This window comes from Alcaligenes sp. SDU_A2, from assembly GCF_038237375.1.
Lineage (GTDB): Bacteria > Pseudomonadota > Gammaproteobacteria > Burkholderiales > Burkholderiaceae_B > Alcaligenes.
Map to the genome: position 1 here is coordinate 2,254,438 of NZ_CP151273.1, position 23,392 is coordinate 2,277,829.

The window sequence follows — 23,392 nt, forward strand, 5'->3', positions numbered from 1 at the left end:
TCAGACGCGCTCGAAAATCACCGCAACGCCCTGGCCCACACCGATGCACATGGTACACAAGGCGTAGCGTCCGCCAGTGCGGTGTAACTGGTTGATGGCTGCCATCGCCAGACGCGCGCCGCTGGCACCCAGCGGATGCCCCAAGGCAATCGCCCCGCCATTGGGGTTGACGCGAGGATCGTTGTCCGCCAAGCCCAGCAGGCGCGTGACGGCCAAGCCTTGGGCTGCGAAAGCTTCGTTCAATTCGATCACATCCATCTGATCCAGCGTCAGGCCGGCCAGAGCCAGCACTTTCTGGCTGGCGGGTGCCGGGCCTATGCCCATGATGCGCGGCTCCACGCCGGCAAAGGCCATCGCCACGACGCGGGCACGCGGAGTCAGACCCTGATCCCGGGCCATGGACTCGCTGGCCACCAGCAGCGCGCACGCGCCGTCGTTCACGCCCGAGGCATTGCCGGCTGTCACCGTGCCGTCGGCCCGCACAACAGGCTTTAAGCGCGTCAGTGTCTCCAATGTGGTCTGGCGTGGATGTTCGTCCGTATCCACCACCAAAGGGTCACCCTTGCGCTGCGGAATCAGCACTGGCGTAATTTCCTGGGCTAGATACCCGGCCTGCTGGGCGGCGGCCGCGCGTGTCTGGCTGGTCAGCGCGAACAAGTCCTGATCCTCGCGCGACACCTGGAACTGCTGGGCGACGTTCTCGGCGGTTTCAGGCATGGAATCGACGCCGTACTGTTCCTTCATACGTTTATTGATGAAACGCCAACCGATGGTGGTGTCGTAAATGGCCGCATTGCGTGTAAAAGCGCTCTCGGCCTTGCCCATGACGAAAGGCGCACGGCTCATGCTCTCGACCCCGCCCGCCAATATAAAAGCGGCATCGCCCGAACGGATCGCACGCGCCGCCGAACCGATCGCATCCAGGCCCGAACCGCACAAGCGGTTCAAAGTTACGCCCGGCACTTCGATGGGCAAACCGGCCAGCAATGCCGACATGCGCGCCACGTTACGGTTGTCTTCACCGGCCTGATTGGCGCAGCCATAAATGACGTCATCCAGACGAGCCCAGTCCACCTGCGGGTTGCGCTGCATCAGCGCATGCATGGGCACCGCACCCAGATCATCCGCCCTGACGGCAGCCAAAGCACCGCCATAACGTCCGAAAGGTGTACGAATAGCGTCGCAGATAAAGGCATCCTGACTCATGAAACTCATCCCGATAAAATAAACAAAATCGCTTGCAAGCCAATGACAACAAGGGTCAATGCTTAATCAAGTGATGATAGTCCGCCTGCGCGCCCGCTGTAGCCGGCACAACAGGGCTGTCCACACAATGGTCTATTTTAAGGGTTAACGGAACACGTGGAATCACCCGACTGGGTCGCTTGAGCACCTTGCCCTGATGTTTCATGAAAGTGTTCTAACAAAGAAGCGCATGGAGCCGTTCGAACTTCTTCTATCCGACGGCAAATCCATTGGCCAAGAAAAAAAAAAAACCGCCGGACACGCAAGCGGTCGGCGGTTTGATGGCACCTGCTGCGCCGCGTGACGCGGCAGAGCGACCCGGAAACTTAACCCAGGTTTTGTGCAGCGAAATCCCAGTTCACCAGGTTCCAGAATTGCTCCAGGTACTTGGGACGCGCATTGCGGTAGTCGATGTAGTAAGCGTGTTCCCAGACGTCACAGGTCAGCAGGGCCAAGTCGTCGGAGGTCAGCGTGGTGCCGGCATTGCTGGTGTTGACGATATCCAGGGAGCCGTCGGTCTTTTTGACCAGCCAAGTCCAGCCCGAACCGAAGTTGCCCACGGCCGACTTGGTGAATGCTTCTTTAAACGCATCGAAGCTGCCCCACTTGGCGTTGATGGCGTCAGCCAATTTGCCGCTTGGAGCGCCGCCGCCGTTGGGGGACAGGCTGTTCCAGTAGAAGGTGTGATTCCAGACCTGGGCCGCGTTGTTGAACACACCGCCGGAGGACTTTTTGACCACATCTTCCAGAGAAGCGTTTTCGAATTCGGTGCCGGCCACCAGATTGTTCAAGTTGGTGACGTACGCCTGATGGTGCTTGCCGTAGTGGAACTCCAGGGTTTCCTTGGAGACATGTGGCTCAAGTGCGTTGAGTTCGTAGGGAAGAGCTGGAAGAGTGAATGCCATTTCAATTCCTTCTTAAAAAAACCGTGTTTGGTATCCGGAACGGACGCGGCCTAGAGCAGATCGTGCGCGCGCACCACATCTACCGAAACGCTGCCGCGACGCAACTCGACATCGAGTCGTTCACCAATGTTTAAGTCTAACGCATTTTGCACCACTTGCCCCTGGGCGTTGCGGACAATAGCATATCCGCGATTGACTATAAGGCGAGGCGACAATGCCTGCAGGGTTTGCTGCGCGGCCTGCAGTCGCTGGCGCCGCAAAACCAAGCCTTGCCCACCTGCTTGCTGAAGACGACGCAGCAACGCATCCACACTCTGACGATGCGGCTGCACCTGCGGCAAGTTGCGCTGCAATCGGAACACCAATGTCTCCAACCGTTGTTGCGAACGCTCGGGCACCGTTCCGGCCAGGCGCTGCAGGCGATGGGTCAGGCCGTCCAGCCGCTGTTGCTGCTGGGCGATACGTTGACCAGGCGAAACCAACATGGCTACCGCGCGATCCAGTCGCAGCGACGCCCGCTCCAGGTGCCGTTGCATGCCATGGCGGATGGCCCCCATGCGCGCACCGAGCTGATCCAGCAGATCCGCCCGTGCCTGGCAAGCCAGTTCGGCCGCTGCGGTGGGCGTAGGGGCACGCAGATCGGCCACGAAATCCACCATCGTAAAATCGGTTTCGTGCCCCACCCCGCTAATCACCGGAATCGGACTGGCCGCCACCGCACGCGCCAACGCCTCGTCGTTAAAGCTCCACAGGTCTTCCAGACTACCTCCGCCGCGCACCAGCAGCAGCGTATCCACTTCCGCCCGAGCAATGGCCGTCTCCAGCGCCTGACACAAACGCACCGGCGCATCGGCTCCCTGGACGGGTGCCGGATAAATGACAACCCGCACATGCGGAGCACGCCGCGCCATCGCGGTCAGCACATCGCGCAAGGCTGCGGCCGCCAATGATGTAATTACACCCACGCAAGCAGGCAATGGAGCAATCGGGCGTCGACGCTGCGGATCGAACAAGCCTTCGGCCTGCAACTGATTTTTCAGGCGCAGAAAAGCCTCGTGCAGATCGCCCTGGCCGGCGCGGCGCATACCCTCGACCTGCACCTGGAAGTCGCCGCGCGGCTCGTACAGCGTCACGCTACAGCGGAACTCGAAGCGTTCGCCCGCCCTAGGCACGAATCCCACGGACTGGGCCCGCCCCCGGAACATAACGGCCCGTACTGCCGCCTTATCGTCTTTGATCGAGAAATACCAATGCCCCGATGCGGCCTGCGTGAAATTAGAAATTTCGCCCTTCACCCAGACCACCGGCATATGCTCATCCAGCAACTGACTGACCCGGCGATTAAGCTGCGCCACTGTCCAGACAGAGGCGTCTTTAGATTCTTGATAATACGTCACATTTTCCTCGCCAACACTCTCCGGAGCGGGTTTCCCAGCGCTGCGTATCCACAAATGTCATGGTTTTGTCAAATAGCAAACAGCACAACCACTTCCGCCTCAATCATGACAAGCAAGTTCATAAATCAGCCACAAGCAATTGATTTTAAATATTATTTATAAATATAAAAATTTGGTCGAAAATTAACCAGGGAACCGCCAGGCCACCGCTGACGGCCCTAACGGACTTTTTATACACAGAATTATCCACAGATTCTGTGGATACCCGCCGCCAAGCAAGCATCCACGCCATTTCACGCTCCTTTTTCTACTCAAGGACACGAAAACGGCCTTAAAGTGTACCGCGACCATTGCGAAGCGCCCCCTGAATGTCGACGACGGCTCTACAATAGACACTGATTTTTTTCGTCCGGAAACCGACCCGTGCTTGCCCTTATCGATGCCGCCGGCTGGCCTATCTGGCTGCTGCTGGCCTGCTCCATCCTGGCTCTGGCCCTGATCCTGGAACGCCTGTTGGCGCTGCGCACTACGCGCATCCTGCCTGCCGGACTGGCACGCCAGATCGGTGAGCTGACCCGTCAGGACCGCATCCAGGACGACTCCCTGGCACGCCTGCGCGATAACTCCCCGCTGGGCCGCGTTCTGGCCACGGCCCTGCAGCACCGGCACGACGACCCGGCGCTGCGCCAGGACGCCGTTCAAGCCGCCGGCAAGGACATCGACTATCAGTTGAACCGCTATATTCCGGCGCTAGGCACGATCGCCGTCATCGCCCCATTGCTGGGCCTGTTCGGCACCGTCATCGGCATGATCGATATTTTCGCCGCCTACGATCCGGCCGGCGGCGACCCCAGCCTGATTGCCCGCGGCATTTCGGTGGCTTTGTACAACACGGCGTTCGGCATTCTGATCGCCGTTCCCGCCCTGATTTTTCACCGTTATTTCCGCAGCCGTGCCGACTTTTTGCTGCACCGTCTGGAAACCGAAGCCGGAGCGCTGGACCGTTTGATCAGCCAGAGGATGCCCTGATGCGCTTTCGACGCGCCCGTGACCAGGATCAGCTAGAGCTAAATCTGGTGCCATTAATCGATGTATTGCTGGTCGTGCTGATCTTTCTGGCCGCCAGTAGCACCTTCACGCGCCAGCGCCAGCTGGACGTATCCTTACCCAAGGCTCAGGCGCAAGCTGCACAGCCAGCCGAACTCTTGCTGGCCATCAGCCAGGACGGCCGCTACGCGCTGAACGGCGATTGGCTGGATGCCGATAGCCCCGAGCCCCTGGCTCGGGCGTTAAAGCAAACACCCACCCAGGAGCAGCCCGCCCTTCTTATTCTGGCCGACGGCCAGGCTCCCCACTTCGCCGTGGTTCAGGCGATGCAAGCCGCCCGTCAGGCCGGCATAGAACGTATCCATTTCGCCACTCAGGCCCCATGAATCTGACGACCCGGCTTACCCTCTGGCTGCACCGCCAATGGCAGCGCCGCGGCCTGTTCAGCATGACGCTGCGCCCGCTGTCTGCATTGGCCGGCTGGCTGGTGCGTCGCAAAGAACAAAAGATCCGGCACGATCCGACAGCCTCGTATCGCTGTCCGGTCGCCGTTGTCGTAGTCGGCAACATCATTGTAGGCGGAGCCGGCAAAACACCCGTCGTGCAAGCCCTTGCCACGCAATTACGCGCGCTGGGCTGGACGCCGGGCATTATCAGCCGCGGCTACGGCGTGGCCGTCGGTCCAGAGCCACGCATCGGCCAGGGTGAACTGCAGGCCGCTCAGTTTGGCGACGAGCCTGCCCTGATCGCAGCGCAAACCCAGGCACCAATTGCCGTACACCCGAAACGCGTACTGGCCGCCCAGGCGCTGCTACGCGCCTTTCCCCACGTCGACCTGATTATCTCCGACGATGGCTTGCAGCACCTGGCGCTGCAACGCGACCTGGAAGTGGTGGTCCAGGACGCACGCGGCGTTGGCAACGGATTGATGCTACCTGCCGGGCCATTGCGCGAACCGCCGACCCGTCTGCGCAGGGCCGACTGGCTGATCACCCAACTCAATGCCGACCAGCCCCAGCCAGACACGCCCCACCCCCAGGACCCGGCACGCTGCCTGAGCATGACGCTGGCCCCGCACCGCCTGGAACATCTGGCCAGCGGTCGGTGCATAGACTGGGCAGAGTGGCGCGACCGGCAGGGCGAAACGGCCGTGCAGGCGCTGGCAGCCATAGGCCAGCCGGAGCGATTTTTTTCCATGCTGCGCCTGAACGGCCTGACGCTGAGCCAGACCCATGCCCGGCCCGACCACGCCGCGCTAAGCCGGCAGGATTTCGCCGATCTGGGCACAGGCCCCATACTGATCACCCGCAAAGACGCCGTAAAATGCCGAAACATGAACGATCCTCGCCTATGGGCCGTGGATGTGCTGCCGGTCTTTACGCGCCCTGACTGGATTCAGGAGCTGGACGGCCAATTGCGCCTGCGCCGCGCCGCCTCCTCACCTTTTACCCGGAGCTAGAACAATGCAAACTCGTTTATTGGAAGTCCTGGTCTGCCCGCTGTGCAAAGGCGCTCTGCGCCACGACCGCGAACACCAGGAACTGATCTGCAAAGCCGACAAGCTGGCCTTTCCCATCGTCGACGGCATTCCCACCATGCTGATCGATCAAGCCCGCCGCCTGGACGCCCAGGACAGCCCGGCCGCCTGATATGGACTTCACCGTCATCATCCCGGCCCGTCTGGGTTCGACTCGCCTGCCCGACAAGCCCCTGGTGGACATCGCCGGCCTGCCTATGGTTGTGCGCTGCGCTCAGCAGGCCGCTTTATCCTGCGCGCGCCAGGTACTGGTGGCTACCGACTCCGAGCGGGTCGCCGGCATCGTTCGCCAGCATGGCTTTGAAGCCCTGCTGACCGACTCCGAGCACCCCACCGGGACCGACCGCCTGGCCCAGGCTGCGCAATTGCTCGGCTTGCAGGACCAGGAAATTGTGGTCAACGTCCAAGGCGACGAACCCCTGATCGCCCCGGAGCACATCGATGCCGCCGCCGATCTGCTGGCCCGCCACGCCCAGGCTGACATCGCCACTCTGGCCGCGCCTGTCCTGGATGCCGATACCCTGTTCAATCCCAACGCCGTCAAAGTCGTATGCGATTTGCAGGGCCGGGCGCTGTATTTTTCCCGCGCCCCCATTCCCTGGGCACGGGATGCGCTGGCCCAGGGCGAACGGCAACTGGCACCCGGACTTCCCGCATTGCACCATATTGGCCTGTATGCCTACCGGAATCGCTTCCTGCAACGCTTTGCGCAATTGCCGCGCGGGCCGCTGGAACACTACGAGTCATTGGAACAGCTGCGGGCCATGGAGAATGGCTTCCAGATCATGGTACATCGCCTGACTCACGCGCCTGCTGCGGGGGTGGACACGGCCCAAGACCTGGAAAGAGTACGCGCGCACTTCGCAAATCGGTTATAAAAGATCTTTTTTCTGCTCCGCCCGAATGAGAAACGCTCGAATTGTGCTGCGTTGCGGCATAATCAAGCAAACATCAAGCGACAATCGGATACAAGCACTTACTGGAGGAACTCATGCGACTGATTCTGCTCGGTCCCCCCGGTGCCGGCAAAGGCACCCAAGCAGCCTACATCACGGAAAAATTTGGCATACCCCAGATTTCCACCGGCGATATGCTGCGCGCGGCCGTCAAGGCACAGACCCCTCTGGGCCTGGAAGCCAAGAAGATCATGGATGCCGGCGGCCTGGTCTCGGACGACATCATCATCGGACTGGTGCGTGATCGCCTGCAACAGGCCGATTGCGAACAAGGCTATCTGTTCGACGGTTTTCCACGCACCATCCCGCAAGCCGACGCCCTGAAAAGCGCCCAGGTCAAACTGGATTTCGTGGTGGAAATCGATGTGCCCGAAGAAAGCATCATCGAACGCATGAGTGGGCGACGCGTGCATCCGGCCAGCGGCCGCAGCTACCACGTCACCTTTAACCCACCAGAAACCCCCGGTGTGGATGATGTGACCGGCGAAGCCCTGGTGCAGCGCGACGACGACCGCGAAGAGACCGTGCGCCACCGTTTGTCTGTCTATCGCGAGCAGACCCGACCCCTGGTCGATTACTACTCGCAATGGTCGGCCACCGGCGACGCTCAGGCTCCCGCCTACCGCAAGGTTTCCGGCGTAGGCAGCGTGGAAGACATCCGCCAGCGCATTCTGGACGCACTGCAAAAATAAGACCGACCCCGCAACCGGCCCCTCTGGGGCCGGTTCTCTATTTATCCGCAGGAGACATGCCATGCAGATCAGCAACAAGACCTTTATCGTAACCGGCGGTGCCTCCGGCCTGGGAGCCGGCACAGCGCGCATGCTGGTCGAGCACGGTGCCGACGTGCTTATCGCCGATATCCAGGACGACGCGGGCCATGCCTTGGCCCAGGAACTGGGCCAGCGCTATCTGCGCTGCGATGTCACCCGCGAAGAAGACGCACAGGCGGTTGTGCAGGCGGCCACCGGTAACCCCGCCCGCCCCCTGTTCGGCCTGGTCAACTGCGCCGGCGTGGCTCCTGCCGCGCGCACCGTCGGCCGCGACGGCCCGCATAGCCTGGATCTGTTCCAGAAAGTGGTCATGATCAATCTGGTGGGCACCTTCAATATGTGTCGCCTGGCCGCTGCCGCCATGAGCAGCAACAACCCCGAGCCGACCGGCGAACGCGGCGTGCTCATCAACACCGCGTCGGTAGCCGCCTACGACGGCCAGATCGGACAGGCCGCGTATGGTGCTTCCAAGGCCGGCGTGGTGGGCCTGACGCTGCCACTGGCGCGCGACCTGGCCAAGACCGGCATACGCTGCATGACGATCGCCCCTGGCATCTTCGGCACCCCCATGCTGTTCGGCATGCCCCAAGAAGTCCAGGACTCGCTGGCCGCCAGCATCCCTTTCCCTTCCCGCCTGGGCCGCCCCGACGATTACGCCCGACTGGTGCACAGCATCATCACCAACGAGATGCTTAACGGCGAGACCATACGGCTGGACGGTGCCATCCGCATGGGTCCGAAATAACTTTTCTGCTGCGCTTTCATGGGTCTGTTCCGCTCGGCGGCCACAGTCAGTGGCCTGACGCTCCTGTCCCGGATAACGGGACTGGTGCGCGATATCCTGATTGCCCGCGCCTTTGGTGCCGGGCCGTTGACCGACGCCTTCTGGGTGGCGTTTCGCATTCCTAATCTGCTGCGCCGGCTGTTTGCCGAAGGCGCATTTTCGCAAGCCTTCGTCCCCATCCTGGGTCAGGCCCGCAAAGAAAATGACCAGGAGGGGGTGCGCCAACTGCTGGACCGGGTGGCACTGCTACTGACCGTCGCGCTGATGGCGGTCACCGCCATCGGCATTCTGGCCGCCCCCTGGGTCGTCAGTGCCATGGCCAGCGGCATGACTGCGCCCGAACGACAGCAGGAATTTGGTGCCGCCGTCACCATGACGCGGCTGATGTTTCCCTACATCATCTGCATGTCGCTGGTGGCTTTTGCTTCGGGGGTGCTCAACACCTGGAGCCGCTTTGCCGTTCCTGCCTTCACGCCCATTTTGCTGAACCTGTCCATGATTGCCGCCAGCATTTTTCTGGCTCCGCGCATGGACACTCCCATCTATGCGCTGGCCATAGGCGTGATGGCCGGCGGCGTGGCGCAACTGGCCGTGCAATGGGCCGCGCTGGCCAAACTGGGCCTGTTGCCGCGCTTTTCGCTGCAGCTCGGCCAGGCGCGCCGCGACCCCACCGTGCGCCGCATTCTGCGGCAAATGCTGCCGGCCATTCTAGGGGTGTCGGTGGCGCAGATATCCCTGCTGATCAATACCAATATCGCCACCTGGCTGCAGGCCGGCAGCGTCACCTGGCTGTCGTTCGCTGACCGTCTGATGGAGTTTCCCACCGCGTTGCTTGGCGTTGCCCTGGGCACCGTATTGCTGCCCAAGCTCTCGGCCGCTCACGCCAAGGATGACGCCGACAATTACAACGCCCTGCTGGACTGGGGCCTGCGCCTGGTGTTGTTACTGGGCCTGCCAGCCGCCCTGGGCATGGCGCTGCTGTCGGACGGACTGGTGGCCACCCTGTTCCACTATGGCGCTTTTGGAGCAGCCGATGTCGCCCAGACCCGCCTGGCCGTAGGAGCCTATTCGGTAGGACTGGTCGGGTTGCTGGCCATCAAAATCCTGGCCCCCGGTTTCTATGCCAAGCAAGACATACGCACGCCGGTCAAAATTGCCATCGCCGTATTGGTGCTGACCCAGCTGTTCAATCTGCTGCTGGTGCCCTACTATGCCCATGCTGGCCTGGCGCTATCTATCGGACTGGGTGCCACCGTCAATGCCCTGACTTTGCTGACGCTGCTGATCCGCCGTGGCATTTACCGCCCCCGCCGCGACTGGCTGGGCTTTTTCCTGCGCTTGATACCCGCCTTGCTGGCGCTGGCCGCCGTGCTGCTGCTGACGGACCGGCACATCGACTGGATCGCGCTGGGCAGCACGCCGCTGCTGCGCGTACTGTGGATGAGTGGCGTACTGGCTGCCAGCGGCATCACCTATTTGGGCCTGCTGTTTGTGTTGGGTTTTCGACCCTCTTACTTTACAAAGCGGGGTTGATGACTTAAAATCATTGTCTTTGCCGATTAAACTTTAAAACTTAGGCTTAACAAATACATATGGCTAATTCCGCACAAGCTCGCAAGCGCGCCCGCCAAGCAGTGGCCCGCAACAAACACAACGCCAGCATCCGTTCCATGCTGCGTACCGCGATCAAGCGTGTTCGCCAGGCAATCGATGCCGGCGACAAGACCGCTGCCAACGAAGTCTTTCGCAAAGCAACCAGCATCATCGATCGCGTGGCTGACAAAAACATCATCCACAAAAACAAGGCTGCTCGCCACAAGAGCCGCCTGTCCGCTGCCATCAAGGCTCTTGCCTAATCGCAGTTGGTTTTAATGGTTTAATCGGCCCTGGCCTAAAAACCAGATAAGAAGGGGTGCCCAGCACCCCTTTTTTATTGGCCGAAAAACCATCGCATTGCCCACCCCGGCAAACATGCTAAGTTACGGGTTTGAATCCGCATTTCACGGACTTCCATGACCCGCCCCATTTTGCTCCAACTCGTTCCCCTGCCCGATCACCCTGCCCTGCAGCGCGTCGATCAATACTACGAGCGGGTCTTGAACGATGAAACCCAACCCCTGCCCGACGCCCTTGCCCAGCGCGTCCAATTGGTGCTGGCTACCGCGACCACGCCGATCACGGCTGCTTTCATGGACACGCTGCCTGCACTGCGGGGCATCTGCAATATCGGTGTCGGATTCGACGCCATAGACCGCAGCCATGCGCATCAGCGCGGCGTGGCCGTCAGTAACACCCCGGATGTGCTGAACGATTGCGTCGCCGATCTGGCTTGGGCGCTGATGCTCGATACGGCCCGGCGCGTCAGTGCCGCCGATCGCTATGTCCGTGCCGGGCAATGGACACACGAGCACGGGTTTCCGCTTTCCACCCGCGTCAGCGGCAAGAAACTGGGTATTGTCGGCCTGGGCCGAATCGGTCAAGCCATCGCCAAGCGGGCCAGCGGCTTCGATATGCAGTTACGCTACCACAACCGCCGCCCTCGCAAAGACATCAGCTGGCACTACGAGCCTTCGCTGATCGAGCTGGCCCACTGGGCTGATATTCTGGTCGTAGCGGCTGTAGGCGGCGACGAAACACGAGGTCTGATCAACCGCGCCGTGCTCGATGCGCTGGGTACGCGCGGCATTCTAATTAATATTGCCCGTGGCAGCGTCGTGGACGAACGCGCACTGGTACAGGCCCTGCAAGAAGGACGGCTGGGCGGTGCCGGGCTGGATGTATTTGAATGCGAGCCGCAGGTGCCCGCTGCGCTACGTCAACTGGATCAGGTGGTTCTGACTCCGCATGTGGCCAGCGCCACACACGAAACCCGCGCCGCCATGCTGGGCCTGGCACTGGATAATATTTTGCATTTTCAGGAAACTGGCAAACTGCTCACGCCCGTTCCCTATCCGACGCAAAAAAGCCCTGCTTGAATCAGGGCTACGCAGACATCTGGATTAAGGTTTGCTCATATCGGCAGGATTGATGCCGCTGGTCTTGAGGTTATTGTCGTCGGCAAAACCGCACACAAACTTCCAGGCCAAAGGTTCAATCTCGCGCAGGCGCGCATCCACCACCACGCAGCGCACCCCATCGATCAGGCGCGGCACGACATACGGCGAATAGGTCAGATGGCCGCCCGCCATGCCGGCCGGCCGGAACTGGGACATGACGCCGGCCAAGCGCTCGGCCCAGTCGCTGGGACGAAAACGTTGATCCTGCCGGGTCACACCATGAATTACAAGTTGCTTAACTGGCTCTGTCATAGAAAAAAAGACTGATCGCGCCGGCCAAAGAGGCGACGCCGTTGTTTCCCCCGCCCCGCATTGTATCCGATCGGACGGCTCCGTATCCTTTTCGGCCTTCAAATTAAGCCGCTTGACATTCTTGGTCCGGCCAAGCTCCCTCCCCACTTTTGTCACTCCCTGCAATCTGACTGGCTGCAAGTGCCGGGAACATGGGCGACTTTGCTCTAAAAGCCCGGACAGGGTAAGATGTTTTTCTTTTGCCGCAGGATTTTTTATGGATGCCACCGTGCAAGCAGGACCGCTCAGGCACTTTCTGCAGTTTCGCGATTTCTCTCACGATGAGATCTTGTATGTACTGGAACGTGCGCGCCTGATCAAAGACAAGTTCAAGCGCTACCAGCCGCACCACACGCTGCACGACCGCACCCTGGCCATGGTTTTCGAAAAAGCCAGCACCCGCACCCGCGTCTCTTTTGAAGCCGGCATGTACCAGTTGGGCGGCTCCGTCATCCACCTGACCACCACCGATTCGCAGCTAGGTCGCTCCGAGCCTATCGAAGATACCGCGCGCGTCGTTTCGCGCATGGTCGATATCGTCATGATCCGCACGTTCGAGCAGACCCGCCTGGAGCGCTTCGCCTCGCATTCGCGCGTGCCGGTCATCAACGGCCTGACCAACGAATACCACCCCTGCCAGATCCTGGCCGATATCTTCACCTTCATCGAACATCGGGGCGACATTCGCGGCAAAACCGTGGCTTGGATCGGCGATGCCAACAACATGGCCTACACCTGGCTGCAAGCTGCCGAGATCCTGGGCTTTACCCTGCATGTGTCGGCACCCAACGGCTATAAGTTGGAATCGGCCCGCACGGGCAACCCGCCTGCCAGCGTGCTCCAGGAGTTCGACGACCCCCTGCAAGCCTGCAAGGGCGCGCACCTGGTCACTACCGACGTCTGGACCAGCATGGGCTACGAAGCCGAAAACGAAGAACGCCGCAAAGCGTTTGCCGACTGGTGCGTAGACGAGGAAATGATGGCATCCGCTGATCCATCCGCCATCTTCATGCACTGCCTGCCTGCACACCGTGGCGAGGAAGTCACCGGCGAGGTCATCGACGGGCCGCAAAGCGTGGTCTGGGACGAAGCCGAGAACCGGCTGCACGTGCAAAAAGCCCTGATGGAATTCCTGATCCTGGGACGCCAGAACGCCTGATCGCCATAGCGGCTCAGGGCGGCTCCTGCCGCGCTCCACACCCCCAAACAGCACGTCCAGGAACCGGCACACCGGTTTTAAGGGCTTGTTATTTGGGGGGTTTTTATTGGCTTTTCGAGAAATTTCGGGGTTTCTTTCGTATCGATTGGGCCGTTTAGGCCAAGCAGAGAGAACCTCGGGTTCTCGCCATGCCCGCCTTAGCAGGTCAGCTTGGCTGGGTCCTTCGCCCGCGCTGTGCGCGGGTTCCCTGGTCTGGATACCGGGGCGGGCGGGGCGTGAACTCGCAGGGTGATTCGTCCACCGGACGAATCACACGCGTCCTGCTCGAACAACACGCCCCTTGCCTCCCGCCCCGGCATCCCGCCTGCAGCGAAGGCCCTAACTCGCCCGCTGACCTGCTAAGGCGGGCATGGCGAGAATGGCACCGCTGTGCTTGGCCCAAATGGCGGAGCGTCCGCGTACACCGTACAAGGTAACAGTCATCCGCTGAATTTCCCGTTTGGCATGAAGGCGTGTAGCCAAGGCGATGTCATCGGTGTTTTGAGCCATTCAAGGCGCAGCACGCTCGGACGGGGCGGGTCGGATGGCTTGCCGCAGGCGGGGCGTGGGGACGGGGTGCAAGCGTCGTTCTGTTTGACGGCGGCGCTTGTTGCTTGTCCGGCGGACAAGCAAGCCGCCGGAGTTAACGACGCGCCCGGCCATGCGCCCCGACCAGGGCACCGGCGCGCAGCGCCGGCAAGCCATCAGCCCTGTTCGAGTGTGCTGCGCCTTGAATGGCGTCTTCAAAAAGCCAGCTCCTCATCAACTGGATAAATTGGTTCTTGGAAATTCTTCGAAGAACCTTTTTATTTGGGGATTTGTTATTTTGGACTTTAAGCACCGGGCGCAGCGTGTGCTTCTGGCGCTGCGTCGACAAGCGCCCCCGTCAACCTGTACCCTACCTGCAGCTCGGTCAGCAAGTGCTTGGGCTGAGACGCATCGTCCTCCAGCTTCTGGCGCAATTGCATCATGTAAACACGCAAGTAGTGCGGCCTGTCCCCATAAGACGCCCCCCATGTCTCGTGCAGCAGATGCTGGTGCGTCAAGACCTTGCCATGCCCGCGAATCAAGGCGCTGAGCAGGCGAAACTCGATAGGCGTCAGATGCACAGGCTGCCCGGCGCGCGTGACTTCGTGCGTGGACAGATCCACAGACACCGCACCGAAACGAATTCGAGAGGACGCCGCCTGGGCACTGGACACGAGCTGGGAACGGCGCAACAAGGCCCGAATGCGGGCCAGCAGCTCGGGCACCCCGAACGGCTTGACCAGATAGTCATCGGCACCGGCATTCAGCGCCGCAACCTTTTCTTCCTCGCGCTCCCTGGCAGACAGAACCAGAATGGGCGAATGCACCCAGCTGCGTAATTCAAGAATCAGCTCCTTGCCATCACCATCAGGCAGGCCCAGGTCGACAATCATCAGGTCAGGCTTGCGGGTAGCCGCATCCATGCGTGCCTGCGCGGCCGAGGCCACTTCGGCAACGGCCATGCCCTCTTGCTCGAGCGCAATACGAACAAAGCGACGGATATTGGCTTCGTCCTCGACAATGAGTATTTTAGGTTTAGTCATGCATGAGCCTCGTCGCTGTCGATCTGTGGGGCGGCCCGCCAAGGCAGGCGAATCTCGAAGGTAACGCCGTGCGGCACGCGCGGCTTGGCGCTGATGGCACCGCCGTGCGCTTGAACAATCGTGCGGCACAGTCCCAACCCCAGGCCGACGCCCGCAATAGAGGATTCTTTCTGGCCTCGCGTAAAGGCCTCGAACAGTCGCTCGGGATCACCCGACGGCAGGCCGGGGCCATCATCGCTGATCAATAAATACATGGCATCGCCCGCGTGTAATCCCCGGATCGTAATGGTGCTGGCCGGTGGCGTGTACTTGGCCGCATTATCCAGCAAATTAGCCACGACACGCTCCATCAGCACACCGTCCACCTCCACCAGCGGCAGATCGGGCGCAAATTCCGTCTGCACCGTGCGAGGCTGCAAAGCCGCTGCACAGCGGGCCACCGCAATACCAACGATTTCGCCCAGCGCGTGCCATTCTTTGTGCAGCTTGACGCCTTCGCTTTGCATGCGGGCCAAGTCCAACAGATTAGACACCTGACGACGCAACTCGTCGGACTCCACACGGATCGAGCGCGCAATATCGCTGCGTTCAGCTTCGCTCAAACCCTTGGAGTGCTCCAGGGTTTCGGCCAGACCCCGGATCGCCGTCAGCGGCGTGCGCAAATCGTGCGAAACAGCTGACAGCAAGGTGTTGCGCATTTTTTCGCCTTCCATGCGCAGCACCGTATCCTGTGCGATTTCAACATAGTGAATGCGCTCCAGCGCCTGAGCCAGCGTAAAACAGCAGGCATCCAGTAAACGACGCCCATCCGGCGTACTGAAGGACAAGGAGCCACTGGGCAGAACGGCCAGCACCCCACGCGGGGCCATCGGGCCTTTCAGCGGCAGGTACAGCGCAGTGGCCGCATTCAGGGTTTGCGTGCCATGACCGGCCTGCTCCATATGGTCAAACGCCCACTGCGCCACCGACAGTTCCACGAAACCGGCATGGCGGGTAGCGACCAACTGGTTCTGACTGTCGGGCACGATAAGGACTGCCTGCATCTCGAACAACGGCTCTATGGTATCCCGGCATACCGCCAGCACCTGCTCCAGGGCAATGGCTCCCGCCAGATCACGGGTCACCCGCGCCAGGGCCGACGCCCGCCGTTCGCCGTCGCGGGCCGCTCTGGCTTCGGCCTGCAACTTGGCGGCCAGTTGGCCAATAATCAGCGCGACCGCCAACATGACCCCGAAGGTAAACACATACTGCGTATCGGTGACCGAAAAAGAAAAACGTGGCTCCACAAAAAAGAAATCAAAAAACGCCACGGACAGCAACGATGCCCACACGCCGGCCAAGCGCCCCAGGCGCAAGGCAATAAAGACCACGGTGATCAGAAACAGCATGATCACATTGGACAAGTCAAAAAAGCGCAGCAACTGCTCGGCCAGCAACGTCGTGGCCACGCATACCAAGGTCGCAATCGACAGCGCCTTGGCCTGCTCCATGGGCTGCTCCAGCTCCAGCGGGCGGATGGGCCGCTGAACGGCATCGATGCGCAGCAGCACCAGCCCCATTTCCGGATTGGTGCGGGCAATGCGTTCGGCCAGACGGGGCCGCCAGGGCAAGGTAAGGCGCGCCGTAGTATTGCCCATGATCAATTTAGTGGCATTGCGCTGACGGGCATAGGCCAGAATGGTATGCGCCACATCCTGCCCGGCCACATTGGCAAATTCGGCACCTGCGTGCTGGGCGCTGGCCGCCAGCCGCACCAACGCCTCTTGGGCCTTGGCGTGATCGCTTTCCTGCGGCAGATCCACATGCAGAACAATCCACGGAGTCTGCAATTGCTGGGCCAGCCTGGCCCCTTCCCGAATCAAGGCTTCCTGGGCGGCATCGGCGCTGACACACACCATCAACAGTTCGCGGGTCGGCCAGACCGTTCGTATCGCATGCGAGATTCTGTAGATATGCACATCGGCATTGACACGATCGGCCACCCGCCGCAGCGCCAGTTCACGCAAGGCAATCAGATTGCCGCGCCGAAAGAAGTTCTGGCGGGCCTGGGCCGCCGACGGTGCCAAATACACTTTACCGGCATTGAGCCGCGCCAGCAGATCGTCGGGCGGCAAATCGACCAGAACCACATCGGCGGCGCGGTCGAAAATCCGGTCGGGCACGGTTTCCCGAACCCGCACCCCCACAATGCCGCCCACCACATCATTCAAACTATCCAGATGCTGAACATTCAACGCGGTGTAGACATCGATGCCCGCATCGAGCAGCTCTTCCACATCCTGCCAGCGCTTGGCATGACGGCTGCCGGCCACATTGGAATGCGCCAGCTCGTCCACCACCAGCAACTGATAGCCCGAGGCCAGCGCGCCATCCAGATCGAACTCGGTAAAGACCCGGCCATTGTGCCGCAGCTCCTTGCGTGCCAGCACAGGCAGGCCTTGGGTCAGGGCCACTGTTTCCTGACGGCCATGCGTTTCCACAATGCCGATGGCCACGGCCACCCCTTCGGACTGCAACTGGTGCGCGGCCTTGAGCATGGCGTAGGTCTTGCCCACGCCGGCGCAGGCACCAAAAAAAATCTTGAGCTGCCCCCGGCGAGGCCGGTGCGGGTCTTCGCCCACCACCTGCAGCAGCTCGTCGGGATCGGGTCGGTCATCGGGCGACATCTATGGGCGCGCTCCATGCAAGAGAAGTGGCATCGATATTACGCTCTTATCCAAACAGCGGGGCCAGGAGCATATCGATCAGCTTGATCCCGATAAAAGGCGCGATCAGCCCACCTGCGCCATAAATCAGCAGATTGCGCTGTAACAGGCGGCTGGCCGGTTCGGCCCTGTACTTGACGCCGCGCAGCGCCAAGGGAATCAGCGCAACAATGACCAGGGCATTGAAAATGACGGCAGACAGAATGGCGGACGCCGGGCTGTGCAGTTGCATCACATTCAGCGCCCCCAGAGCCGGATACGTCGCCACGAAAGCCGCAGGAATAATGGCGAAGTACTTGGCCAGATCGTTCGCCACACTGAACGTGGTCAAGGCCCCGCGCGTCATGATCATCTGCTTGCCGACCTCCACCACACGCAACAGTTTGGTCGGGTTGCTGTCCAGATCCACCATATTGCCGGCTTCCTTGGCTGCCTGGGTGCCACTGTTCATCGCCACGGCGACATCGGCCTGCGCCAGCGCCGGCGCATCGTTGGTGCCGTCACCGGTCATGGCCACCAGCCGGCCCTCGTCCTGATAGCGACGGATCAGCCGCAGCTTGTCCTCGGGCGTGGCCTCGGCCAAATAATCGTCCACCCCGGCTTCGGCAGCAATGGCGGCGGCCGTCAGCTTGTTGTCGCCCGTAATCATCACGGTCTTGATGCCCATGGCGCGCAATTCGGCAAATCGTTCTTTGATGCCGCCCTTGACGATGTCTTTCAACTCGACCACGCCCAGCACCTTGCTGCCCTCGGCCACCACCAGCGGCGTGCTGCCACGCCGGGCCACCTCGTCCACCAGCTTGTCCAGCTCGGCCGGAAAGACCCCGCCCAACGACTCCACATGCGTACGCAAGGTATTGGCCGCGCCTTTACGGATCTGGCGACCGTCGATGTTGATCCCACTCATGCGGGTATGCGCACTGAAGGCGATGGTCTGGGCCCCCTGCAGCTCGCGGCCGCGCAAATTGAATTTCTGCTTGGCCAGCACGACAATCGAGCGGCCTTCCGGAGTCTCATCGGCCAGCGACGCCAGTTGCGCGGCATCGGCCAGCGCCTGCTCGGACACATGCGGCGCAGGCAGAAACGCCGACGCTTCCCGATTGCCCAAGGTAATGGTGCCGGTCTTGTCCAGCAGCAGCACATCCACATCGCCAGCCGCCTCGATGGCACGCCCGGAGGTGGCCAGCACATTCGCCTTCATCATGCGGCTCATGCCGGCCACACCCACTGCCGACAACAACGCGCCAATCGTGGTAGGGATCAGGCAGATCAGCAAGGCAATCAATGCCGTAATGGTGACGGGCGAACCCGATCCGGTCAGCACCGTGCCGAAAGTGGAGAATGGCAACAAGGTCACGCAGACCAGCAAAAAGATCAGCGTCAGTGCCATGAGCAGAATGTTCAAGGCGATTTCGTTGGGCGTCTTGCCGCGCTTGGCCCCTTCCACCATCGCAATCATGCGATCCAGAAACGCTTCGCCGGGTTTGGCCGTGACCCGCATGACGATCCAGTCCGACAAGACCCGCGTGCCGCCCGTGACCGAGCAGAAATCGCCACCCGACTCGCGGATGACTGGTGCGGACTCGCCGGTAATGGCCGACTCGTCGACCGACGCCGCGCCCTGCAACACTTCGCCATCAGCAGGAATGATCTGGCCGGCTTCAACCAGCACGTAGGCTCCGACCACCAGCTCATCACTGGGCACGGGCCAGGACTGACTGTCGCGCATCGGCTCTTTGAGGACCTGCGCCATGACCCGCTTGCGCGTGGAACGCAAGGCGTCGGCCTGGGCCTTGCCCCGCCCTTCGGCCATTGCCTCGGCGGCATTGGCGAACAGCACGGTAAACCACAGCCAAGCAGCAATGGACAAAATGAAACCGGCCGGGGCCTCGCCCTGCCCCGCCAAGGCCTGTATGCCCAGCAGGGTCGTGACAATACTGCCCAGGTAGACCACGCACATGACCGGATTCTTGAACTGCACCCGAGGCGAGAGTTTTTTAAAAGCTTCCTTACACACCGTGCCCCACGGAACAGGCTTGAACGCGACAGAAACCGTATTGCCCTGCGGGGCTTTAAGATCAATAGAAGACATTGCGATACCTCTTCTTAGTGCGCGGCGGGCCGGGGCGATGCGGCCATGTCCAGCGCAAGATTCAATTCCAACACATGCACGCGCGGATCACCCAGCAGGCCAAACTGGCGCTGACTGGTGTACTGATCCACCAGCGCCAGCACCTGATCGAGCGGCATGGCGCGCGCCTTGGCCACCCGTGGGGCCTGCAACCGTGCATTGGCCACCGATACATGGGGGTCCAGACCAGAGGCCGAGGCAGTGACCGCATCGACCGGCACCGGTGCATCATCGGCCAAGCCGTTGATGCGGCGATAGGCCTTGGTGCGCTCGGTGACGGCATCGATCAGATTCTGACTGAGCACGCCCTGATTGCTGGCCGCACTGGCCGCGGCGTTGTATGGCTGGGCCACCGTGGCGGACGGGTCCGCCGGATCTACGCCCACGGTCGCGCTGGGGCGGCCATGAAAATAATCGGCTCGGGTAAAGTGCTGGCCGATCTGGCGCGAAGCCACGGGCTGGCCGTCTTTAAGGATCACGCTGCCCTGTGCCTGACTGGGGAAAAACGCCGTGCCCAGAACCGTTGTAGCCACAGGATAGGCAATGCCTGTCAGCAACATAAAAAAGACAGCGGACAGCACTACCGGCCGGACAATTCCCTTGAAAGGCGACACAGATGCACGATCAGCCGCGCTAGCAATGACTTTTGGAGTTGGCATAAGAATCAGACCTTAGAATGTGGTTCCATCCAGCATCAGCAGATGCTCGACAATAGGGCCTAGCGCCAGTGCCGGCATAAAGGTCAGCCCACCTACGACCAGGACCACGAAGATCAACAAACCAGTAAACAGCGGCGTGGCCGTGGACAAGGTGCCTGGGCCAGCCGGGACGCTTTTCTTGGCGGCCAACACACCGGCCACGGCCAGCATGGGCAGCAAGGTCAGGTAACGGCCGATCAACATCGCCAACCCGATCGTGGTGTTGAAAAACGGCGTATTGGCGTTGAAACCGGCAAAAGCCGAGCCATTGTTGGCCGTGCCCGACGAATAGGCATACAACACTTCGCTAAAGCCGTGCGGCCCCATATTGGACAGGCTGTCCAACGTGGCCGGCATGACGCTGGCCAGAGCGGTAAAGCCCAGAATGCTGAACGAGTGCGCCAGCAAGGCCAGCATCACGTACTTCATTTCCCGCGCCTCGATTTTCTTGCCCAAAAACTCGGGAGTGCGCCCTATCATCATGCCGACCAGAAACACGGTCAGGATGGCGTAGCTGATCAGGCTGATGAAACCCACACCGATGCCGCCGAACACGTTGTTAAGCATCATCTGGGCTATAGGCACCAGGCCACCCAGAGGTGTCAACGAAGAGTGCATGGCGTCCACCGAACCGGTCGTGGCGGCCGTGGTCACCGTGGCGAACATGCTGCTTTGCGCAATGCCCAGCCGCAGCTCCTTGCCCTCCATATTGCCCCCGCCCAGCGCCTCGCTCTGAGTCTGATCCACGCCCAGTGGAGTCAGGATGGGGTTGCCGGCCTGCTCGGCACTGTAGATCAAAGACAAAAAGCCCAAAAACATGATCAAGAATGCAGCAAAGAAAGCCCATCCCTGGCTGCGACGCAACATCATGGAACCAAAGGCATAGGTCAGCGCCGACGGAACCAGCAGCATGCTCAGCATGTGCACGGTATTGGTCAGCGGCGTCGGATTCTCGAAGGGGTGCGCCGCATTCATGCCGAAAAAGCCGCCCCCGTTGGTGCCGATATGCTTGATGCTCTCCAGGCTGGCGACCGGACCAAGAATAATCTGCTGCTTGATCCCCTCCAGCGTGCCGACCACGATATCAGCGCTGAAGGTTTGCGGCACACCTTGCCAGATATACAGCAAGGCCACCAGAAAACTGGCCGGCAACAACAGGCGATACAGCGAACGGGTAAAGTCCACCCAGTAGTTGCCGATATCGGCGGAACTCTTGCGGCTCAGTCCGCGCATAAAGCCGCCTGCCGCCGCCAGCCCGGTTGTGGCGCTGATGCACATCAAAAAGGTGATGACGGCCATCTGGGAAAAATTGGACAGGCTGGACTCGCCCGAATAAGCCTGCCAATTGGTATTGGTGGTAAAGGACACCGCCGTATTAAACGCCAGGTCCGGGCTCTGCGCGGCACGAGCCAGAGAATCCCCTGGCAGATAGCCCTGCACGCGCAAAAGAACATATCCCAGAAGCAACATGGCGGCATTGCTCAGCAGCAGCACCATGCCATATCGCTTCCAGGACATTTTCTCCTCGGGATTCACGCCCAAAAGCCGGTACGTGCCACGCTCCAGAGCCGTATGCCCCGGACTGGTGAAAAGGTGCGCTATCCACTTGCCCGTTACCACAGCCAATACGGTCGCGGCGGCAAGAATAGCGACGAACTGCATCATATCGTCAACCATGCCGGCACCCATCACAGTTTCTCAAGACCAAGAATAAAACCGGCCGTCAATGCAAAAAATGCAAACAGCACAGCCAGAAAAATAAAATCACTCATACGTACACCTCTATAAAATAAAATAGCCGCACATCCGGAAATCAGAATTTCTCGGCACGCAACAAGGCATACAGCAAATAAACAAACAAAGCCAAGGCAATAAGGCCGGCCAAGATAGTAAAAAAAGATGAGCTCATCCCGTGCTCCAGAACGATGCCGACGCGCGGCAGACACTGAAAGTCTAGGATTTCCCGTATAAATTCAGAGCAGTGTTTAGCGGCCTGCGTATAAAGACGGCATATAGATTGTCTGTTCGGCCACCGACTTGGTGCCCGACAACTGATCCGTCCAGCGCTGATAGGCTCGTGCGGCAATCGCATGCAAAGCCCCGATGTGCTCGGGCAGTTGGGCCAGTATCTGCGCTTCGTTTTGCACAGCAGGCCCCCTCGCATCAAGCAGTTCCTGGCGTCCCGATGCGCACCAGCGGCGAATGCTGTCGGCTGTCACTTCCAGATGGCCCTGAAAGGCCCAGTGCGGCCCCAGCCTAAACCCCTTGTTCAGGCAATGGCTGCCAGAAAGAGTCCGGGTTGCGCCGTTGGGAATCTGAAAAGTGTCGTAATGCCAGTTAAACAGCATTGCGCGTCTGGGCATGCCCATCAGGCGCTGTGCCTGCGGGCTGCTCCAGACCTGGCTCCAGCCTATGTTCGGGCAAGGATTGCGCTCGACCCTGGCTCCCAGGGCGCGGGCTAGCATCTGCGCCCCGAAGCAGTGCCCCAGCACGGGAATATGGCGCTGTATGGCATCTTGCAAGAGCCGCCGTTCCCGCTCGATCCACAGCACCGGGTCATTGACGCTATGGTCGCTGCCCAGCACAACAATCCCGCTATAGTCACGTGCCGACAACGGCACGCCGCCATCGAGCGCGGGCAGAATTAATTGGTAAGGAAGGTGTCTACTTTCCAGGTGATCCAGCAACACGCCCGGCCCTTGCGTGGTTTCGTGCTGCAAAATAGCGATAGGCTTCATGACATTTCGGCCAGCATAGACAGGCCTGTTGTTAAGGAAATATCAATGTAGAACCAAGCGCATAAAAACAAGGATCGATTTAAAACAGATCCCGTATAGTTCGCATCAATTTTTTATAATTATTTTTGGAATAAAAAAAGCGATATTAATTTTTATTCGTTTGAGCATTCACTATCGAGCACATCAATACTGTATGTTTTCAAAAATCAACAAACTAAATCCATGCGGAGCAGAACGTGATCTACCTGTAGTGAATGGCTTACTTCAAGCAAGAAACCATGCTGAAGGGACTAATTCGTCACTTTTCATGGTCTGCTTGGCACGGGGAAACAATAAGCTGCTCATGAAACACCCTGGTTC

Annotated in this window: 22 protein-coding genes; 11 read left to right on the top strand and 11 right to left on the bottom strand. The window is 60.4% G+C overall.

What is annotated here, in order from left to right; genetic code table 11:
• The 3 genes from pcaF to xseA all read right to left on the bottom strand — a co-directional run bounded on the left by pcaF (nucleotide 1) and on the right by xseA (nucleotide 3,547).
• Complete coding sequence (gene pcaF, locus AADW57_RS10470) at nucleotides 1–1,206, bottom strand: 3-oxoadipyl-CoA thiolase (protein WP_341666837.1); 1,206 nt, start codon at nucleotides 1,204–1,206, stop codon at nucleotides 1–3.
• Nucleotides 1,207–1,571: 365 nt separating this feature from the next.
• On the bottom strand, nucleotides 1,572–2,150 hold the full coding sequence (gene sodB, locus AADW57_RS10475) for a superoxide dismutase [Fe] (protein ID WP_341666838.1): 579 nt from the start codon (nucleotides 2,148–2,150) through the stop codon (nucleotides 1,572–1,574).
• Between the two features lie 50 nt (nucleotides 2,151–2,200).
• Nucleotides 2,201–3,547, bottom strand: coding sequence for an exodeoxyribonuclease VII large subunit (xseA, locus tag AADW57_RS10480; RefSeq protein WP_341666839.1), 1,347 nt, complete (start codon nucleotides 3,545–3,547; stop codon nucleotides 2,201–2,203).
• A gap of 423 nt (nucleotides 3,548–3,970) precedes the next feature.
• Between xseA and AADW57_RS10485 the strand changes: the two genes are divergently transcribed.
• The 10 genes from AADW57_RS10485 to AADW57_RS10530 all read left to right on the top strand — a co-directional run bounded on the left by AADW57_RS10485 (nucleotide 3,971) and on the right by AADW57_RS10530 (nucleotide 11,619).
• A complete protein-coding gene (locus AADW57_RS10485; protein WP_341666840.1) occupies nucleotides 3,971–4,576 on the top strand; it encodes a MotA/TolQ/ExbB proton channel family protein in 606 nt (201 codons plus the stop codon).
• Complete coding sequence (locus AADW57_RS10490; protein ID WP_341666841.1) at nucleotides 4,576–4,980, top strand: ExbD/TolR family protein; 405 nt, start codon at nucleotides 4,576–4,578, stop codon at nucleotides 4,978–4,980. The genes AADW57_RS10485 and AADW57_RS10490 overlap by 1 nt, the downstream gene beginning before the upstream one ends.
• The gene (gene lpxK, locus AADW57_RS10495; protein WP_341666842.1) at nucleotides 4,977–6,053 is read left to right on the top strand and encodes a tetraacyldisaccharide 4'-kinase; all 1,077 of its coding nucleotides are present in this window, start codon (nucleotides 4,977–4,979) and stop codon (nucleotides 6,051–6,053) included. The genes AADW57_RS10490 and lpxK overlap by 4 nt, the downstream gene beginning before the upstream one ends.
• A gap of 4 nt (nucleotides 6,054–6,057) precedes the next feature.
• The gene (locus tag AADW57_RS10500) at nucleotides 6,058–6,243 is read left to right on the top strand and encodes a Trm112 family protein (RefSeq protein WP_341666843.1); all 186 of its coding nucleotides are present in this window, start codon (nucleotides 6,058–6,060) and stop codon (nucleotides 6,241–6,243) included.
• Nucleotide 6,244: 1 nt separating this feature from the next.
• The gene (gene kdsB / locus AADW57_RS10505) at nucleotides 6,245–7,009 is read left to right on the top strand and encodes a 3-deoxy-manno-octulosonate cytidylyltransferase (protein ID WP_341666844.1); all 765 of its coding nucleotides are present in this window, start codon (nucleotides 6,245–6,247) and stop codon (nucleotides 7,007–7,009) included.
• A 113-nt stretch (nucleotides 7,010–7,122) separates the two neighbouring features.
• A complete protein-coding gene (gene adk, locus AADW57_RS10510) occupies nucleotides 7,123–7,779 on the top strand; it encodes an adenylate kinase (RefSeq protein WP_341666845.1) in 657 nt (218 codons plus the stop codon).
• A 61-nt stretch (nucleotides 7,780–7,840) separates the two neighbouring features.
• Nucleotides 7,841–8,605, top strand: a complete 765-nt coding sequence (locus AADW57_RS10515) for a 3-hydroxyacyl-CoA dehydrogenase (RefSeq protein ID WP_341666846.1) — start codon at nucleotides 7,841–7,843, stop codon at nucleotides 8,603–8,605.
• An 18-nt stretch (nucleotides 8,606–8,623) separates the two neighbouring features.
• Entirely contained in the window at nucleotides 8,624–10,177 is a 1,554-nt protein-coding gene (gene murJ, locus AADW57_RS10520) for a murein biosynthesis integral membrane protein MurJ (protein WP_341666847.1), read from the top strand.
• Between the two features lie 59 nt (nucleotides 10,178–10,236).
• Nucleotides 10,237–10,500: a 30S ribosomal protein S20 gene (gene rpsT / locus AADW57_RS10525; RefSeq protein WP_316989528.1), complete on the top strand. Its 264-nt coding sequence runs from the start codon at nucleotides 10,237–10,239 to the stop codon at nucleotides 10,498–10,500.
• Nucleotides 10,501–10,656: 156 nt separating this feature from the next.
• Nucleotides 10,657–11,619: a 2-hydroxyacid dehydrogenase gene (locus AADW57_RS10530; protein ID WP_341666848.1), complete on the top strand. Its 963-nt coding sequence runs from the start codon at nucleotides 10,657–10,659 to the stop codon at nucleotides 11,617–11,619.
• A gap of 24 nt (nucleotides 11,620–11,643) precedes the next feature.
• Here AADW57_RS10530 and AADW57_RS10535 read toward each other — a convergent pair whose 3' ends face one another.
• Complete coding sequence (locus tag AADW57_RS10535; RefSeq protein ID WP_341666849.1) at nucleotides 11,644–11,952, bottom strand: DUF3579 domain-containing protein; 309 nt, start codon at nucleotides 11,950–11,952, stop codon at nucleotides 11,644–11,646.
• Nucleotides 11,953–12,208: 256 nt separating this feature from the next.
• On the opposite strand from AADW57_RS10535, the gene argF reads away from it, so the two are divergent.
• Entirely contained in the window at nucleotides 12,209–13,150 is a 942-nt protein-coding gene (argF, locus tag AADW57_RS10540) for an ornithine carbamoyltransferase (RefSeq protein ID WP_341666850.1), read from the top strand.
• Between the two features lie 872 nt (nucleotides 13,151–14,022).
• On the opposite strand, the gene AADW57_RS10545 is transcribed toward argF, so the two are convergent.
• The 7 genes from AADW57_RS10545 to AADW57_RS10575 all read right to left on the bottom strand — a co-directional run bounded on the left by AADW57_RS10545 (nucleotide 14,023) and on the right by AADW57_RS10575 (nucleotide 23,032).
• Complete coding sequence (locus tag AADW57_RS10545) at nucleotides 14,023–14,760, bottom strand: response regulator (RefSeq protein ID WP_341666851.1); 738 nt, start codon at nucleotides 14,758–14,760, stop codon at nucleotides 14,023–14,025.
• Nucleotides 14,757–17,426: a sensor histidine kinase KdpD gene (locus tag AADW57_RS10550; protein WP_341666852.1), complete on the bottom strand. Its 2,670-nt coding sequence runs from the start codon at nucleotides 17,424–17,426 to the stop codon at nucleotides 14,757–14,759. Before AADW57_RS10550 ends, AADW57_RS10545 begins: the two co-directional genes overlap by 4 nt.
• 46 nt (nucleotides 17,427–17,472) lie before the next feature.
• On the bottom strand, nucleotides 17,473–19,557 hold the full coding sequence (gene kdpB, locus AADW57_RS10555; protein WP_341666853.1) for a potassium-transporting ATPase subunit KdpB: 2,085 nt from the start codon (nucleotides 19,555–19,557) through the stop codon (nucleotides 17,473–17,475).
• A 14-nt stretch (nucleotides 19,558–19,571) separates the two neighbouring features.
• The gene (gene kdpC / locus AADW57_RS10560) at nucleotides 19,572–20,255 is read right to left on the bottom strand and encodes a potassium-transporting ATPase subunit KdpC (RefSeq protein WP_341666854.1); all 684 of its coding nucleotides are present in this window, start codon (nucleotides 20,253–20,255) and stop codon (nucleotides 19,572–19,574) included.
• 12 nt (nucleotides 20,256–20,267) lie between these two features.
• The gene (kdpA, locus tag AADW57_RS10565; RefSeq protein ID WP_341666855.1) at nucleotides 20,268–21,971 is read right to left on the bottom strand and encodes a potassium-transporting ATPase subunit KdpA; all 1,704 of its coding nucleotides are present in this window, start codon (nucleotides 21,969–21,971) and stop codon (nucleotides 20,268–20,270) included.
• Between the two features lie 136 nt (nucleotides 21,972–22,107).
• The gene (kdpF, locus tag AADW57_RS10570; protein WP_341666856.1) at nucleotides 22,108–22,203 is read right to left on the bottom strand and encodes a K(+)-transporting ATPase subunit F; all 96 of its coding nucleotides are present in this window, start codon (nucleotides 22,201–22,203) and stop codon (nucleotides 22,108–22,110) included.
• 76 nt (nucleotides 22,204–22,279) lie between these two features.
• Nucleotides 22,280–23,032 carry a type 1 glutamine amidotransferase gene (locus tag AADW57_RS10575; protein ID WP_341666857.1) on the bottom strand — a complete coding sequence of 251 codons (753 nt, stop codon included), beginning with the start codon at nucleotides 23,030–23,032 and terminating at the stop codon, nucleotides 22,280–22,282.
• Nucleotides 23,033–23,392 lie beyond the last annotated feature (360 nt).